A 14,913-nucleotide genomic window follows, 5' to 3' on the forward strand; every position below is an offset into this window, starting at 1 on the left:
TTTTTTTTGTCCTGACCTCGAGTTAACTGCCCGACTGCGCATCCTGTCATAGTCAATTGCGAAAGGATGATGTCGTGCTTATCTTATTAGGTTACCTGGTTGTTATTGGTACAGTTTTCGGCGGTTACATGATGACCGGCGGACACCTTGGGGCACTCTATCAACCGGCTGAGCTGGTGATTATCGGTGGCGCGGGTATTGGGGCATTCATCGTCGGCAATAACGGGAAAGCCATTAAGGGGACGATGAAAGCCATCCCGATGCTTTTTCGTCGATCAAAATACACCAAAGCGATGTATATGGATCTGCTGGCGCTGTTGTATCGCCTGATGGCCAAGTCACGCCAGCAGGGCATGTTCTCGCTCGAACGCGATATCGAAAACCCCAAAGAGAGTGAAATTTTCGCCAGCTATCCGCGCATTCTTGCTGATGCCGTGATGCTTGATTTCATTGTCGATTATCTGCGACTGATCATCAGCGGCAACATGAACACGTTTGAAATTGAAGCGCTGATGGATGAAGAGATTGAGACTCACGAAAGTGAGGCCGAAGTCCCGGCCAACAGTCTGGCGATGGTGGGGGATTCATTACCGGCGTTCGGGATCGTGGCGGCGGTCATGGGGGTTGTCCATGCGCTGGCTTCTGCCGATCGTCCGGCGGCTGAACTGGGTTCGCTGATTGCACATGCCATGGTAGGGACATTCCTCGGTATTTTACTGGCCTATGGATTTATTTCTCCGCTTGCCAGCGTTCTGCGCCAGAAAAGCGCTGAAACCACCAAAATGATGCAGTGTGTGAAGATAACTCTGCTCTCCAATCTGAATGGTTACGCGCCGCCAATTGCCGTCGAATTTGGTCGTAAGACTCTGTATTCCAGCGAACGTCCATCGTTTATCGAACTGGAAGAGCATGTTCGTGCGGTGAGAAATCCAACTGCGCAGCAGACGACCGAGGACGCATGAAAAATCAGGCCCATCCCATTATCGTTGTAAAGCGGCGCAAGCATAAAGGTCACGGTGGTGGGGCGCATGGTTCGTGGAAAATCGCCTACGCCGATTTTATGACCGCGATGATGGCCTTCTTTCTGGTGATGTGGCTCATTTCCATCTCTAGCCCTAAAGAATTGATCCAGATTGCCGAATATTTCCGTACGCCGCTGGCTACTGCGGTAACCGGGGGAAATCGTATTTCGAATAGCCAAAGTCCAATTCCAGGCGGCGGGGATGATTACACCCAGCAGCAGGGAGAGGTGAACAAGCAGCCGAATATCGATGATCTGAGAAAACGCATGGAAAAAAGCCGCTTGAGCAAACTTCGCGGCGATCTCGATCAGTTGATTGAATCTGACCCCAAACTGCGTGCGCTGCGCCCGCATTTGAAAATTGATTTAGTTCAGGAAGGGCTGCGGATACAGATTATCGACAGTCAGAATCGCCCGATGTTTAAAACCGGTAGCGCTGAGGTGGAACCGTATATGCGCGATATCCTGCGAGCCATAGCGCCAGTGCTTAACGGCATTCCTAATCGAATCAGCCTTTCCGGCCATACGGATGATTATCCTTACGCCAATGGTGAAAAAGGGTATAGCAACTGGGAGTTGTCCGCCGATCGCGCTAACGCGTCGCGTCGCGAACTGGTTAGCGGCGGTCTGGATGATGGAAAAGTATTACGTGTGGTAGGTATGGCCGCCACGATGCGTCTGAGCGATCGCGGTCCTGAAGACGCTATCAACCGCCGTATTAGCCTGCTGGTTCTCAATAAGCAGGCGGAAGAGGCCATTTTGCATGAAAACGCTGAAAGCCAGAATGAGCCGGTAAGTGTCTTACAACAGCCAGCGGAACTCCCGCCGGCAAGCGTTCCCACATCGCCACCAGCCAATCCGAGGTGATAGCGTGAGCATGGATATAAGCGATTTTTATCAAACATTTTTTGATGAAGCTGACGAACTGTTGGCTGACATGGAGCAACACCTGCTTGATTTGGTTCCTGAAGCCCCGGATTCCGAACAGCTGAATGCAATTTTTCGTGCTGCGCACTCGATAAAAGGCGGGGCGGGCACCTTCGGCTTTACCATTTTGCAGGAAACGACCCATCTGATGGAAAACCTGCTGGATGAAGCGCGGCGTGGCGAGATGCAGCTCAATGCCGACATTATCAACCTGTTTTTGGAAACGAAAGATATTATGCAGGAACAGCTCGACGCCTATAAAAACTCAGAGGAGCCGGATGCCGCCAGCTTTGAGTACATTTGTAATGCGTTACGACAGTTAGCGCTCGAAGCGAAAGGTGAAACCGCACCGGCAGTCGTCAACACCGCAAAACTGAGCGTTGTTGACAGCGCTGCAATGCAGGAAGAGGCGGTTGCACAGCCTGAGTCTGCAAGTGAAGAGAGCAAGAAACGCATTATTCTCACGCGCCTGAAAGCCAATGAAGTGGATTTACTGGAAGAGGAGCTGGGGAACCTGGCGACCTTAACCGATGTGGTGAAAGGGAGCGACACGTTGTCAGCAACGCTTGATGGCAACCTCGCAGAAGATGACATCATCGCGGTGCTGTGCTTTGTGATTGAAGCTGATCAGATTGAATTCGAAACCGTCAGCGCAGCGCCCGTAGCCGTTGAAACTGAAGCTGAAGCAGAAACGGTAGCCGTTGTCGCGAAGCCGCAGCCGGTTGCCGTTGCGCCAGCGGCGAAAGCCGCCGCCAGCGAAGCGCCGAACGGACGCGCGGAACGCGACAAACCCGCCCGTGCCAGCGAGTCAACCAGCATCCGCGTAGCGGTTGAGAAGGTCGATCAGCTCATTAACCTGGTCGGTGAGTTGGTCATCACCCAGTCTATGTTGGCACAACGTTCTAACGAACTGGATCCCGTCAATCATGGCGATCTCATCACCAGTATGGGTCAGTTACAACGTAACGCCCGCGACTTGCAAGAGTCGGTGATGTCGATTCGTATGATGCCCATGGAGTATGTGTTCAGTCGTTTTCCGCGTCTGGTGCGTGACCTGGCCGGTAAGCTGGGTAAACAGGTCGAACTGACACAGGTGGGAAGCTCAACCGAACTCGACAAGAGCCTGATTGAACGCATCATCGATCCGTTGACGCACCTGGTGCGTAACAGCCTCGATCACGGTATTGAACTGCCAGAAAAACGCCTTGAAGCCGGGAAAAGCCCAATCGGTAATCTGACGCTTTCCGCGGAGCACCAGGGCGGGAATATCTGTATTGAAGTCACCGATGATGGCGCCGGTCTGAACCGTGAACGAATCCTCGCCAAAGCTATCTCCCAGGGGATGCCGATCCACGAAAACATGAGCGATGACGAAGTCGGTATGCTGATCTTCGCCCCGGGCTTCTCGACCGCTGAACAGGTGACGGATGTCTCTGGCCGCGGCGTGGGTATGGATGTGGTGAAGCGAAATATCCAGGAGATGGGGGGCCATGTTGAGATCCAGTCCAAACAGGGGCAGGGGACGACTATCCGAATTCTGCTGCCGCTGACGCTGGCGATCCTCGACGGCATGTCCGTGCGCGTGGCCGACGAAGTCTTTATTCTGCCGCTGAATGCCGTTATGGAATCACTGCAACCGCGCGAAGAAGATCTCCATCCGCTGGCCGGAGGAGAGCGCGTGCTGGAAGTGCGTGGCGAATATTTACCGCTGGTTGAGCTGTGGAAAGTCTTTGAGGTTGAAGGCGCAAAAACCGAAGCGACTCAAGGTATTGTGGTGATTTTGCAAAGTGCAGGGCGTCGCTACGCGCTGCTGGTCGATCAGTTAATTGGTCAACACCAGGTGGTCGTCAAAAACCTGGAAAGCAACTACCGCAAAGTGCCAGGTATTTCTGCAGCAACGATCCTCGGCGACGGCAGCGTCGCGCTGATTGTCGATGTCTCTGCATTGCAGGGATTAAACCGCGAACAACGTGTGGCGATCACAGCCGCCTGATTGAGTGAGAAGGGAATAATATGACCGGTATGAGTAATGTAACTAAACTGGCCGGCGAACCGTCAGGTCAGGAATTCCTCGTGTTTACGCTGGGGGATGAAGAGTACGGTATCGATATACTGAAAGTGCAGGAAATCCGTGGGTACGATCAGGTGACGCGTATTGCTAACACGCCTGCGTTTATCAAAGGTGTCACCAATCTGCGCGGTGTGATTGTGCCGATTGTTGACCTGCGCGTGAAGTTTAGCCAGAGCGATGTGGATTACAACGAAAACACCGTGGTGATTGTGCTGAATCTGGGCCAGCGGGTGGTCGGGATTGTGGTCGATGGCGTCTCGGATGTGCTGTCGCTGACAACGGATCAAATCCGTCCGGCACCGGAATTTGCCGTAACGCTGTCGACGGAATACCTGACGGGACTGGGGGCGCTGGGTGACCGGATGCTGATTCTGGTTAACATTGAGAAGCTGCTCAATAGCGAAGAAATGGCGCTGCTGGATATTGCCGCCAGCCACGTCGCGTAACCGCTATACCATATCCGGCCTACAATCATTGCTGTTGTAGGCCGGATACGCGTAGCGCATCCGGCAGATTTCCCTTTACGCTTCCCGCTCAACCAGCTCCGGTTCTTCTTCCAGTAAACCCTCATCTTGTGCCAGCATCGCCGTTGCAATCCCGTTACCTAATACGTTGATTGCTGAACGTCCCATATCCAAGAAGTGGTCAATACCCATCAGTAACAGAATCCCGGCAACCGGAATATTAAAGCTCGGAATGGTTGCTGCCAGCACCACCAGCGCAGAACGCGGCACGCCGGCAATCCCTTTTGACGCCAGCATCAGCGTCAGCATCAGGACGGTGATTTCTGCAAAGGAGAGGTGAATGTTATAGGCCTGCGCGATAAACATCGAGGCAAATGAACAGTAAACCATCGAGCCGACCAGGTTAAATGAATAACCGATAGGCAATACAAATGACACGATGTTGGGCGAGCAACCAAATTTGGTTAATTGCTCCAGCGTTTTCGGATAGGCGGCTTCCGAGCTGCTGGTAGTAAATGCGACCAGAACCGGATCTTTCAGCATGCTTACCAGACGAAAAACCTCTTTTTTCAGCATGACATAACCGACCGCCAGCAGAACCAGGCTGGTCAGCAAAATAGCCACATAGTAGCCGCCGATGAACGACGCATAGTTAAGCAGGATCCCCAAACCCTGGGTGGAGATAACGGAGGAAATGGCGGCGAAAATGGCCAGCGGCGCAACGTACATCACGTAGCCAGTCACCTTAAGCATAATGTGGGAGACCACATCCAGCGCGGCAACCAGCGGGGCATTGAACTTCTCACCAAGGGATGCGCCACCAATACCGAAGAACATCGAGAACACCACAATTTGCAGGATCTCATTGTTGGCCATCGCCTCGGCTATGCTGGTTGGGATGGTGTGAGTCAGGAAACCTTTCAGGCTCATGCCGCTCACGGCCAGGCCGGTATCAGTGGCTTCCAGCGGGATCGCCAGGTTCAGCCCGCTGCCGGGTTGCTCAAGAGAAACCACAAACAGACCGACCAGAATAGACAGTATGGAAGAGCTGATAAACCAGATCATCGCTTTGCCGCCTACGCGCCCGATGGTGGACGTTTCTCCCAGGCGCATAATACCGACGGTCAGGGTGCTGAATACTAAAGGTGCGATCACCATTTTAATCAGGCGCAAAAAGATGTCGGTGAGAAGCGTAATATTATCGGCCCAGGCGGTCACTACGCCGGGGGCGGCATAAGAGTGGATCACCGCCCCTGACAGGATCCCCGCCAACATGAAGATCACGATAAACAACGTGAGTTTGTTTGCATTTGCCACTAAAAAGCCCTCAGTAAGGATTTAACATTTATTGTTCGGTTACTCATTTTTTATATTTATTAATTGGTAACTAAGTATTCATCATATAAATTGAATTAAAGCGCCAGCTGATACAACTTTTTTTAATTTTTTATCCATTTTGTTGTGGTGCAGAGGATATGTATTTGTGATCCTGGTCACGAAATAATGACTGTTTCATCCAATATGACCGCGCCCACAGATAAATTTGAATGTTATTCACATGATAATTGTGACGTTTTTATGTGAATGATTTGTGGTTGCCGTACACCCGTCTTCCCCTCCTTCCGCGAGGCTTCACGTCCCTTCAGGATTTCCTTTTCGCAAACGTAAAGTTATCTCAGCGACTGCCGATAACGTTGATAACTCGTTTTCAGGAAGGTGCCTTATGTTTAACCGTATCCGCGTTGTCACAATGCTGATGATGGTGCTGGGGGTTTTCGCACTGCTACAGCTTGTTTCCGGTGGTCTGTTGTTTTCTTCATTGCAGCAGAATCAGCAAAGTTTTGTTATTTCTAACGATCTTCGACAGCAGCAAAGTGAACTCACCTCAACATGGGATCTGATGCTGCAAACACGTATCAATTTAAGCCGTTCTTCTGCACGCATGATGATGGACGCGTCCAACCAGCAAAGCAGCGCGAAAAACGATCTGCTGAAGAATGCGAAAGCATCGTTGGCGCAGGCCGAAACACATTACGCAAAATTTAAGAACATCACACCGTTACCCGAGATGGCAGAAGCCAGCGGCAACGTTGAGGAGAAATATCAGCAGTACCATGCGGCCTTAACAGAACTGGTTCAGTTTCTGGAGAACGGCAATATGGATGCCTATTTCGCGCAACCGACTCAGGGAATGCAAAACGCGCTCGGTGAGGCGCTGGGCAAGTACGCCAGCGTTAGCGAAAAGCTTTACGCTCAGGCATTCGATAAAAGTGCGCGGGATTACCATTTCGCCCAATGGCAGCTTGGCGTGCTGGCCGTAGTGCTGGTGCTGATTCTGGTGGTGGTGTGGTACGGCATCCGCCATACCCTGCTTAATCCTCTGTCTCGCGTCATTGCCCATATTCGGGAAATCGCCAGCGGTAACCTGACCGCGACCCTGGCCGTCAGCGGTCGTAATGAAATCGGCGAGCTGGCCAGTACGGTTGATCATATGCAGCGCTCGCTGACGGAAACCGTCACCCTGGTGCGTGAAGGTTCTGATGCGATTTATTCCGGGACCAGCGAAATTGCCAGCGGGAACACCGACCTTTCATCTCGTACTGAACAGCAGGCCTCTGCGCTGGAAGAGACCGCAGCCAGCATGGAACAGTTGACCGCAACGGTGAAGCAAAATGCGGACAACGCGCGTCAGGCTTCGCAACTGGCGAAAAGCGCCTCCGATACCGCACAGCATGGCGGCAAAGTGGTTGATAGCGTGGTGAACACCATGCACGAAATCGCCGATAGCTCGAAGAAAATCGCCGACATCATCAGCGTTATTGATGGTATTGCTTTTCAGACCAACATTCTCGCACTGAACGCGGCGGTTGAAGCGGCGCGTGCCGGTGAACAAGGCCGTGGCTTTGCCGTGGTTGCGGGCGAAGTGCGTAATCTGGCAAGTCGCAGTGCGCAGGCGGCGAAAGAGATCAAAGCGTTGATTGAGGATTCGGTTTCCCGAGTGGATACCGGGTCCGTATTGGTAGAAAGCGCAGGCGAAACGATGAACGACATCGTAAATGCCGTAACGCGGGTGACCGACATTATGGGCGAGATTGCCTCGGCCTCCGACGAGCAAAGCCGGGGGATTGATCAGGTGGCGCTCGCGGTATCCGAGATGGATCGCGTTACACAGCAGAACGCCTCGTTGGTACAGGAATCGGCTGCCGCTGCCGCTGCTCTTGAAGAACAGGCCAGCCGCCTGACGCAGTCGGTGTCGACTTTCCGCCTTGCGTCACGTCCGGCGTCGGCTAAGCCACGCGATACACGATTACCTGCAACGGCGGCCGCATCCTATCCGCGCCAGAACAATGAACAAGATACGAATTGGGAAACATTTTGACTGATAGTTAAACCGCGGCCAGTGCCGCCCAATGGGAGCGTTGATGTTTAATCGTATTCGAATTTCGACCACGCTGTTTTTGATTTTAATCCTCTGCGGTGTTTTGCAGATTGGCAGTAATGGCTTGTCCTTCTGGGCATTTCGGGACGGTTTTCAGAACCTGAATCAGGTCGAACGAAGTAATCAGCAACGCGCTGCGCTGGCCCAAACCCGCGCTGTGTTATTACAGGCCAGTACGGCCCTTAATAAGGCAGGGACGCTGACCGCCCTGAGCTATCCGCCAGAGGATATCAACACGCTGATGACCCTCGCACGTGATAGCCTGGCGCAGTCTGAATTGATGTTTAAACGCTTTATGGCGACATCGGATACGACGGCACAAGGGAAGGCGCTGTTTGGCGCAACGGAGAAAAGTTTCAGCCAGTGGCACAGCGCTCTCGCGCATCAGGCCACCTGGCTTGAAAACAATCAGTTGTCAGATTTTCTGACCGCGCCGGTGCAGGCTGCTCAGGATGCTTTTGATGCAAATGTGAATGCGTGGCAGAGCAACATCGATCGCGTGTTGCAAACGGCAGGAGAGCAGAGCCAGCGAAATTACCATATGTCGGGGGTGATTTTCGCCACCATGGTGGTACTGGCGGCACTGCTCACCAGCGGTGCGCTGTACTGGTCGCGCAAGATGATTGTCCAGCCGCTGGCTATCGTGGGCAGTCATTTCGACAGCATTGCCGCGGGTAATCTGGCCCGGCCGGTAGCGGTTTATGGGCGCAATGAGATCTCAGCCATTTTTGCCAGTCTGAAGAAGATGCAGCAGGCACTGCGTGAAACGGTAAGCGAAGTACGCCAGGGCAGCTCAGCCATGCATAGCGGTATTTCAGAAATCGCGATGGGCAATAACGATTTGTCTTCGCGCACTGAACAGCAGGCGGCCGCGCTGGCGCAAACGGCAGCCAGCATGGAACAACTGACCGCAACCGTAGGACAGAATGCGGATAACGCGCGCCAGGCGTCAGGAATTGCCAAAAGTGCGGCAGATACAGCGCATAAAGGCGGCGAACAGACGTCCCGGGTCGCCAGCACCATGCATGAGATTTCCGCGAGCTCGCAGAAAATTGGCGACATCATCGGCGTGATTGACAGCATTGCCTTTCAGACCAACATCCTTGCGCTGAATGCCGCGGTTGAGGCCGCTCGCGCGGGTGAGCAGGGGCGTGGTTTTGCCGTGGTTGCAGGTGAAGTGCGCAATCTGGCAAGCCGTAGCGCACAGGCGGCGAAAGAAATTAAGGGTCTCATTGAGGAGTCTGTCACCCGAGTGCATCAGGGCTCGCAGTTGGTTGATATGGCAGCGCGCACCATGACGGAAATTGTCAGCTCGGTTACCCGGGTTAACGACATCATGGGCGAGATTGCCTCTGCTTCTGATGAACAGCGCAGAGGCATCGAGCAGGTGGCGCAGGCCGTCAGCCAGATGGACTCCGTGACGCAGCAAAACGCCGGGCTGGTGGAAGAAGCCGCATCCGCCACCGGACAACTTGCCATGCAGGCCGATAATCTTTCTGCCTGTGTCGCATTTTTTAAGCTTGAAGAGCAAACCGTAGCAAAACAAGAATTGGCGCAGCCACAGGTTGTGCCCGTTGTATCCTGAATGTGATTGAGAAGGCGCTATGACATCATCTCTGCCCCCTGGGCAAACGTCATTATTGTTACAGATGACACAGCGCCTCGCGCTGTCTGACGCGCATTTTCGTCGGATATGTCAATTAATCTACCAGCGTGCGGGGATCGTACTGGCCGACCATAAGCGGGACATGGTTTATAACCGCCTGGTCCGCCGTCTGCGAACCCTGGGGCTGGATGACTTTGGTCGCTATCTCAGCATGCTGGAAGCTAACCAGAACAGTGCTGAGTGGCAGGCTTTTATTAACTCCCTGACTACCAATCTGACCGCGTTTTTTCGCGAAGGGCATCATTTTCCAGTGTTGTCAGATCATGCTCGTCGGCGCAGCGGTGAATACCGTGTCTGGAGCGCGGCGGCGTCAACCGGAGAAGAGCCGTACAGCATTGCGATTACGCTCGCCGATACCTTAGGTATGGCTCCGGGCCGCTGGCGTGTTTTTGCCAGCGACATTGATACCGAAGTGCTGGAAAAAGCCAGAAGCGGCATCTACCGCCTTGATGAGCTAAAGACGCTGTCACCGCAGCAGCTGCAGCGTTATTTCATGCGCGGCACCGGACCGCATGAAGGACTGGTACGCGTTCGGCAGGAACTGGCGGGGCATGTTGAATTTTCCAGCGTGAATTTACTGGATAAGCAGTACAACGTGCCAGGCCCCTTCGATGCCATATTTTGCCGTAACGTGATGATCTATTTTGATAAAACGACGCAGCAGGACATTTTGCACCGTTTTGTTCCACTTCTTAAACCAGATGGGCTGCTGTTTGCAGGTCATTCAGAAAACTTTAGCAACCTCGTGCGCGAGTTTAGCTTGCGTGGACAGACGGTGTATGCGCATGCGCCAGGTAAGGATAAAGCATGAGTAAAATCAGGGTCTTATCGGTTGATGATTCTGCACTGATGCGTCAAATCATGACCGAAATTATTAACAGCCACAGTGATATGGAAATGGTGGCGACGGCGCCGGATCCGTTGGTTGCCCGGGATTTAATCAAAAAATTCAATCCCGACGTCCTGACGCTGGATGTGGAAATGCCGCGCATGGACGGCCTCGACTTTCTTGAGAAACTGATGCGTCTGCGTCCGATGCCAGTGGTTATGGTCTCTTCGCTGACCGGTAAAGGTTCTGAGGTCACGCTGCGGGCGCTGGAGTTGGGGGCGATTGATTTTGTCACCAAACCACAGTTGGGGATCCGTGAAGGGATGTTGGCCTACAGCGAAATGATCGCTGAGAAGATCCGCACCGCGTCGCGGGCAAAACTGGCGGCCCACAAACCCATGACGGCACAGGTGACCTTGAAAGCGGGGCCGTTACTCAGTTCTGAAAAACTGCTGGCGATTGGCGCCTCAACCGGAGGAACAGAGGCAATTCGCCATGTACTCCAGCCATTGCCGCTTTCAAGTCCCGGTATTCTTATTACCCAGCATATGCCGCCAGGATTTACCCGCTCATTCGCCGAGCGTCTGAACAAACTGTGTCAGATCACCGTGAAAGAGGCTGAAGACGGGGAGCGCGTGCTCCCAGGGCATGCGTATATCGCCCCTGGTGACAAGCATATGGAACTGGCGCGCAGCGGGGCGAACTACCAGATCAAAATTCATGATGGTCCACCGGTTAACCGGCATCGACCTTCAGTGGATGTGCTGTTCCATTCGGTGGCAAAACATGCGGGGCGTAATGCTGTGGGAGTGATCCTGACGGGTATGGGCAACGATGGCGCCGCCGGAATGTTAGCGATGAACCAGGCGGGTGCCTGGACCATTGCGCAAAACGAAGCAAGTTGTGTGGTGTTCGGCATGCCGCGCGAGGCCATCAATATGGGTGGCGTAAGCGAAGTGGTCGATCTTAGCCAGGTAAGCCAGCAAATGCTGGCGAAAATCAGTGCCGGACAGGCAATACGTATTTGAATCAGGAGTTTATTTTTTATGGCGGATAAAGAGCTTAAGTTTTTGGTTGTGGATGACTTTTCCACCATGCGTCGCATCGTGCGTAACCTGCTCAAAGAACTGGGTTTCAACAATGTTGAAGAGGCCGAAGACGGCGTGGACGCGCTGAATAAGCTGCAGGCTGGGGGATTTGGTTTTGTCATTTCCGACTGGAATATGCCGAACATGGATGGCCTGGAACTGCTGAAAACCATTCGCGCTGATGGCGGAATGTCCGCCCTGCCGGTGCTGATGGTTACGGCGGAAGCGAAGAAAGAGAATATCATTGCGGCGGCACAGGCTGGCGCCAGTGGCTATGTCGTGAAACCGTTCACGGCGGCGACGCTAGAAGAGAAACTCAATAAAATCTTTGAGAAACTGGGCATGTGAGGGTGTGATAATGATGATGCAACCACAAATTAAACCTGCTGACGAACATTCAGCCGGGGACATCATCGCGCGCATCGGCAGTTTGACCCGAATGCTGCGCGACAGCCTGCGTGAACTGGGGCTGGATCAGGCTATTGCCGAAGCGGCAGAAGCGATTCCCGATGCCCGCGATCGTCTCGATTACGTTGTGCAGATGACCGCACAGGCGGCAGAGCGCGCGCTGAACAGTGTGGAAGCTTCGCAGCCGCACCAGGACGCGATGGAAAAAGGGGCCAAAGACCTGACCAAACGCTGGGATGAATGGTTCGAAAATCCGATCGAGCTGTCTGACGCCCGTGAACTGGTCACCGATACCCGCCAGTTCCTGGGTGATGTGCCAGGGCATACCAGCTTTACTAACGCTCAACTGCTGGACATCATGATGGCGCAGGATTTCCAGGACCTCACCGGTCAGGTCATCAAGCGCATGATGGATGTTATCCAGGAGATTGAACGTCAGCTGCTGATGGTTCTGCTGGAAAACATTCCAGAGCAGGGCGCTCGTCCAAAACGTGAAAACGAAAGCTTGCTTAACGGCCCGCAGGTTGACACCTCAAAAGCCGGCGTGGTGGCAAGTCAGGATCAGGTTGACGACCTGCTGGATAGCCTCGGGTTCTGATGACATAAGCCCCCCAGATTTGGGGGCTTATTGTTTGACTGGATTACTGATTAAGCTTCGTGTCTCGTCCATACCTGGCATCAAAGAGAGACTCTTTAAGGCGCTGCAGTTCGCCTTCGCTGAACGAGTGCTTCTGGTAGCTGTGATATTCGTACCGTCTTAGGGAATCACTGCTGTACGTCTGCAAGGCTTGTCGGAGGTATTCGCAAATCTGTGGTCCAAGAATCTCGACGTGCTTGTTATAGATTGTGCGCAGGATCCTGATGACAGAACCTAACTCATTTGGCGTATCTTTCAACACCAGTTCCAGCCGACGGTGTTGTAAATCCTGTAAATAACGCTTAGTACTGATGACCTTTTTTCGCTTTACGTCATAGAGGACGGAGTCCCAGGACATTAGCGTCGTTTTCAGCAGACTGTCAGTATTTTCGTACTTCACTTTTTGGGTCTTGAATGCCCAGGTATCTTGGATGCACCAGATATCAAAATCTAGCCCATTGTAATGAAAGCGTATCCCGCCCATTTTGTTGACGGTGAATTGATGAATCTGCAAAGTATATAACGCGTTCATCAGGTCCTGACGAGACCAGTCAATGACCAAATCTATATCGGACGTGAAGCCATCAGGTCCATAGAGCCCAATATCGCGAACCATACCACCGAAAATCCACGCCTGCGTTTGAACGACCAGAGCATCGATTAATGCTCTGGCTTTTTTGCGCTCGTCACTGGAGTCGAAAAAATCTTCAACTCTAGTCGTTAAGCGTTGGTGAGTGTGTGCGACTTTCGTATTCATAAAGCGATTTTAGCTCATCGTGCAGGCGTATCAAATAGCTGTCTGTCATGCCGGAGATGGCATCTGCAAGAAGTTGGGCTTCTTTATACAGAATGGGAAGACCGTTTTGCTCGTCTTCAAATATTCTGCGGTAGTTTTCTGATATGCGCCCGTAAGCATATCGGCCGAATGGTGAGTTTGAACGGTACTCTTTGCGAGATGTGAAAGCTTCATCTGCTTTTTTCAGATCTTTTTCCTGATCTCGTTCTTTCTGAGTTTTATGACCGTGGATACCTATCCACAACATGTCCATGAGTTTTTGTATGTAGTTTGAACCTTTTAGCTCAAGTTCCAATACGGAGCGGTGACGATAACCATGTTTCTTATCGAATGCTTTTAGAGCTTTACAAAACGCTTTTGAGCGGCTTTGGTCAATTAAATCTTTGTACTCACAGCAATCGCTGAGTAGAGTAGGGAGGTGGGTAACAAAAGCGTCCACAACATCATTTACCAGGGCAATCGTCGCTTTTACTCTGAACATTTGCATGTGCATGTCATTGATTTCAGAAGGCGTCAATTCATGCTGTAGGTGTTTATATTCAGCATTTTTCTCTTCAGTCTGTTTCACAACACCGTTGATAACGGGATCTTTACCCTCTTCCCAACACATCAAGTGGTCAATGAGATCTTTGTATGAAGCCAAACCTTTTTTTACCGTATCCTCTGCATCAAGCACTGAATATGCAATATCATCACAGGCTTCCATTATCCATGTAAAAGGATGGCGAATCTTTTCCTGAAGGCCCGTTGTATTCCAGATCTCGTTGACTATCTCTGATTCAGAATGGAAGAAACCATGTTTTTTCCATTGCCCTGCAGAGGTTGTGTATGAAGAACGCGGGTATTTTAAAAGAGCAGCCAATGTGGCGTAGGTAAGGTTAAGACCATATTGATCATTTAATATTTGTAACTTGGTAACAAGGCGTAGTGTTTGAGAATTACCGTCAAACTGAAAGAAGTCCTCAAAAATTTCAGGTTGATAGATATCATTGTATTCACTAAACAATTTTTTTAAATTTGCATTAAACCAATTGCGCATTGCAGCTTCCCCCTGGTGCCCGAAAGGGGGATTCCCTAAATCGTGTGCGAGGCCAATTGCTGCCAATAATGCAGGGACATCACGTTCAACACAAACGCTCTCAGATAACCCATTAAATACTTTATTTTTCATGTCAAAAGCCAACCGCATACCAATACCGCGGGCAAAGTTAGCGACTTCATGAGAATGGGTTAAGCGTGTCCGTACGCTATCGTTCATATCAAGTGGGAATACCTGAGTTTTATCAGCCAGGCGACGTGTAGGTGCAGCAAAAAGAATTCTGTCAAAATCTCTTTCAATTTCCTGGCGCCATTCCGCTTTTGATGCGTCTGAGGGCGTTGTTGAGGAATCCGAATGCAAATCTTCTTTTTCTTTTTCTTTATCTTTGCGACGCCCGTTATGTAAAAGCTTGTCCCATTGCATAATTAATCCTTTATGTAATTGATTGACTGAGGCTAGCAAAAGTTAAAACGGCAGGGAACAAGCACAGAATACTATTTGTTAGTTTCAGGGGCGTGTACGCAAAAG

13 protein-coding genes are annotated in these 14,913 nt (G+C 51.7%); 10 read left to right on the forward strand and 3 right to left on the reverse strand.

Annotated elements, in window-relative coordinates:
- The first annotated feature begins 74 nt into the window (after positions 1-74).
- Genes motA through cheW form a run of 4 tightly spaced genes read left to right on the forward strand, consistent with a single transcriptional unit; the run spans position 75 to position 4,465 of the window.
- A complete protein-coding gene (gene motA, locus HV311_RS09990; RefSeq protein WP_016153442.1) occupies positions 75-962 on the forward strand; it encodes a flagellar motor stator protein MotA in 888 nt (295 codons plus the stop codon).
- Complete coding sequence (gene motB / locus HV311_RS09995) at positions 959-1,888, forward strand: flagellar motor protein MotB (RefSeq protein WP_191221031.1); 930 nt, start codon at positions 959-961, stop codon at positions 1,886-1,888. The genes motA and motB overlap by 4 nt, the downstream gene beginning before the upstream one ends.
- A 4-nt stretch (positions 1,889-1,892) precedes the next feature.
- Entirely contained in the window at positions 1,893-3,941 is a 2,049-nt protein-coding gene (gene cheA / locus HV311_RS10000; RefSeq protein WP_016153440.1) for a chemotaxis protein CheA, read from the forward strand.
- A gap of 20 nt (positions 3,942-3,961) precedes the next feature.
- Positions 3,962-4,465, forward strand: coding sequence for a chemotaxis protein CheW (gene cheW / locus HV311_RS10005; RefSeq protein WP_003034638.1), 504 nt, complete (start codon positions 3,962-3,964; stop codon positions 4,463-4,465).
- Positions 4,466-4,540: 75 nt separating this feature from the next.
- Here the strand turns inward: cheW and HV311_RS10010 are convergent, their stop codons facing one another.
- Entirely contained in the window at positions 4,541-5,800 is a 1,260-nt protein-coding gene (locus HV311_RS10010; RefSeq protein WP_191221032.1) for a dicarboxylate/amino acid:cation symporter, read from the reverse strand.
- A gap of 406 nt (positions 5,801-6,206) precedes the next feature.
- Here HV311_RS10010 and tar point away from each other — a divergent pair, with 406 nt between their 5' ends.
- Genes tar through cheZ form a run of 6 tightly spaced genes read left to right on the forward strand, consistent with a single transcriptional unit; the run spans position 6,207 to position 12,511 of the window.
- Entirely contained in the window at positions 6,207-7,862 is a 1,656-nt protein-coding gene (tar, locus tag HV311_RS10015) for a methyl-accepting chemotaxis protein II (protein ID WP_046275660.1), read from the forward strand.
- 43 nt (positions 7,863-7,905) lie between these two features.
- Positions 7,906-9,507: a methyl-accepting chemotaxis protein IV gene (gene tap, locus HV311_RS10020; protein WP_046275661.1), complete on the forward strand. Its 1,602-nt coding sequence runs from the start codon at positions 7,906-7,908 to the stop codon at positions 9,505-9,507.
- 19 nt (positions 9,508-9,526) lie between these two features.
- The gene (gene cheR, locus HV311_RS10025) at positions 9,527-10,399 is read left to right on the forward strand and encodes a protein-glutamate O-methyltransferase CheR (RefSeq protein ID WP_016153436.1); all 873 of its coding nucleotides are present in this window, start codon (positions 9,527-9,529) and stop codon (positions 10,397-10,399) included.
- On the forward strand, positions 10,396-11,445 hold the full coding sequence (locus tag HV311_RS10030) for a protein-glutamate methylesterase/protein-glutamine glutaminase (RefSeq protein ID WP_016153435.1): 1,050 nt from the start codon (positions 10,396-10,398) through the stop codon (positions 11,443-11,445). Before cheR ends, HV311_RS10030 begins: the two co-directional genes overlap by 4 nt.
- Positions 11,446-11,463: 18 nt before the next feature.
- Complete coding sequence (cheY, locus tag HV311_RS10035; protein ID WP_016153434.1) at positions 11,464-11,853, forward strand: chemotaxis response regulator CheY; 390 nt, start codon at positions 11,464-11,466, stop codon at positions 11,851-11,853.
- A gap of 13 nt (positions 11,854-11,866) precedes the next feature.
- The gene (cheZ, locus tag HV311_RS10040) at positions 11,867-12,511 is read left to right on the forward strand and encodes a protein phosphatase CheZ (RefSeq protein ID WP_029139578.1); all 645 of its coding nucleotides are present in this window, start codon (positions 11,867-11,869) and stop codon (positions 12,509-12,511) included.
- A 43-nt stretch (positions 12,512-12,554) separates the two neighbouring features.
- Here the strand turns inward: cheZ and HV311_RS10045 are convergent, their stop codons facing one another.
- Positions 12,555-13,307, reverse strand: a complete 753-nt coding sequence (locus tag HV311_RS10045) for a hypothetical protein (RefSeq protein WP_181599171.1) — start codon at positions 13,305-13,307, stop codon at positions 12,555-12,557.
- On the reverse strand, positions 13,264-14,808 hold the full coding sequence (gene dgt / locus HV311_RS10050; protein WP_191221033.1) for a dGTP triphosphohydrolase: 1,545 nt from the start codon (positions 14,806-14,808) through the stop codon (positions 13,264-13,266). Before dgt ends, HV311_RS10045 begins: the two co-directional genes overlap by 44 nt.
- Between the last annotated feature and the right edge of the window lie 105 nt (positions 14,809-14,913).

Origin of the sequence: Citrobacter sp. RHBSTW-00881 (genome assembly GCF_013728515.1) — a bacterium.
GTDB lineage: Bacteria > Pseudomonadota > Gammaproteobacteria > Enterobacterales > Enterobacteriaceae > Citrobacter > Citrobacter braakii.

Excerpts from the sequence above, each read along its gene's own strand:
- motB (WP_191221031.1), top strand. The coding sequence starts at position 959 with ATGAAAAATCAGGCCCATCCCATTATCGTTGTAAAGCGGCGCAAGCAT.
- cheW (WP_003034638.1), top strand. The coding sequence starts at position 3,962 with ATGACCGGTATGAGTAATGTAACTAAACTGGCCGGCGAACCGTCAGGT.
- tar (WP_046275660.1), top strand. The coding sequence starts at position 6,207 with ATGTTTAACCGTATCCGCGTTGTCACAATGCTGATGATGGTGCTGGGG.
- tap (WP_046275661.1), top strand. The coding sequence starts at position 7,906 with ATGTTTAATCGTATTCGAATTTCGACCACGCTGTTTTTGATTTTAATC.
- cheR (WP_016153436.1), top strand. The coding sequence starts at position 9,527 with ATGACATCATCTCTGCCCCCTGGGCAAACGTCATTATTGTTACAGATG.
- HV311_RS10030 (WP_016153435.1), top strand. The coding sequence starts at position 10,396 with ATGAGTAAAATCAGGGTCTTATCGGTTGATGATTCTGCACTGATGCGT.
- cheY (WP_016153434.1), top strand. The coding sequence starts at position 11,464 with ATGGCGGATAAAGAGCTTAAGTTTTTGGTTGTGGATGACTTTTCCACC.
- cheZ (WP_029139578.1), top strand. The coding sequence starts at position 11,867 with ATGATGCAACCACAAATTAAACCTGCTGACGAACATTCAGCCGGGGAC.
- HV311_RS10045 (WP_181599171.1), bottom strand. The coding sequence starts at position 13,307 with ATGAATACGAAAGTCGCACACACTCACCAACGCTTAACGACTAGAGTT.
- dgt (WP_191221033.1), bottom strand. The coding sequence starts at position 14,808 with ATGCAATGGGACAAGCTTTTACATAACGGGCGTCGCAAAGATAAAGAA.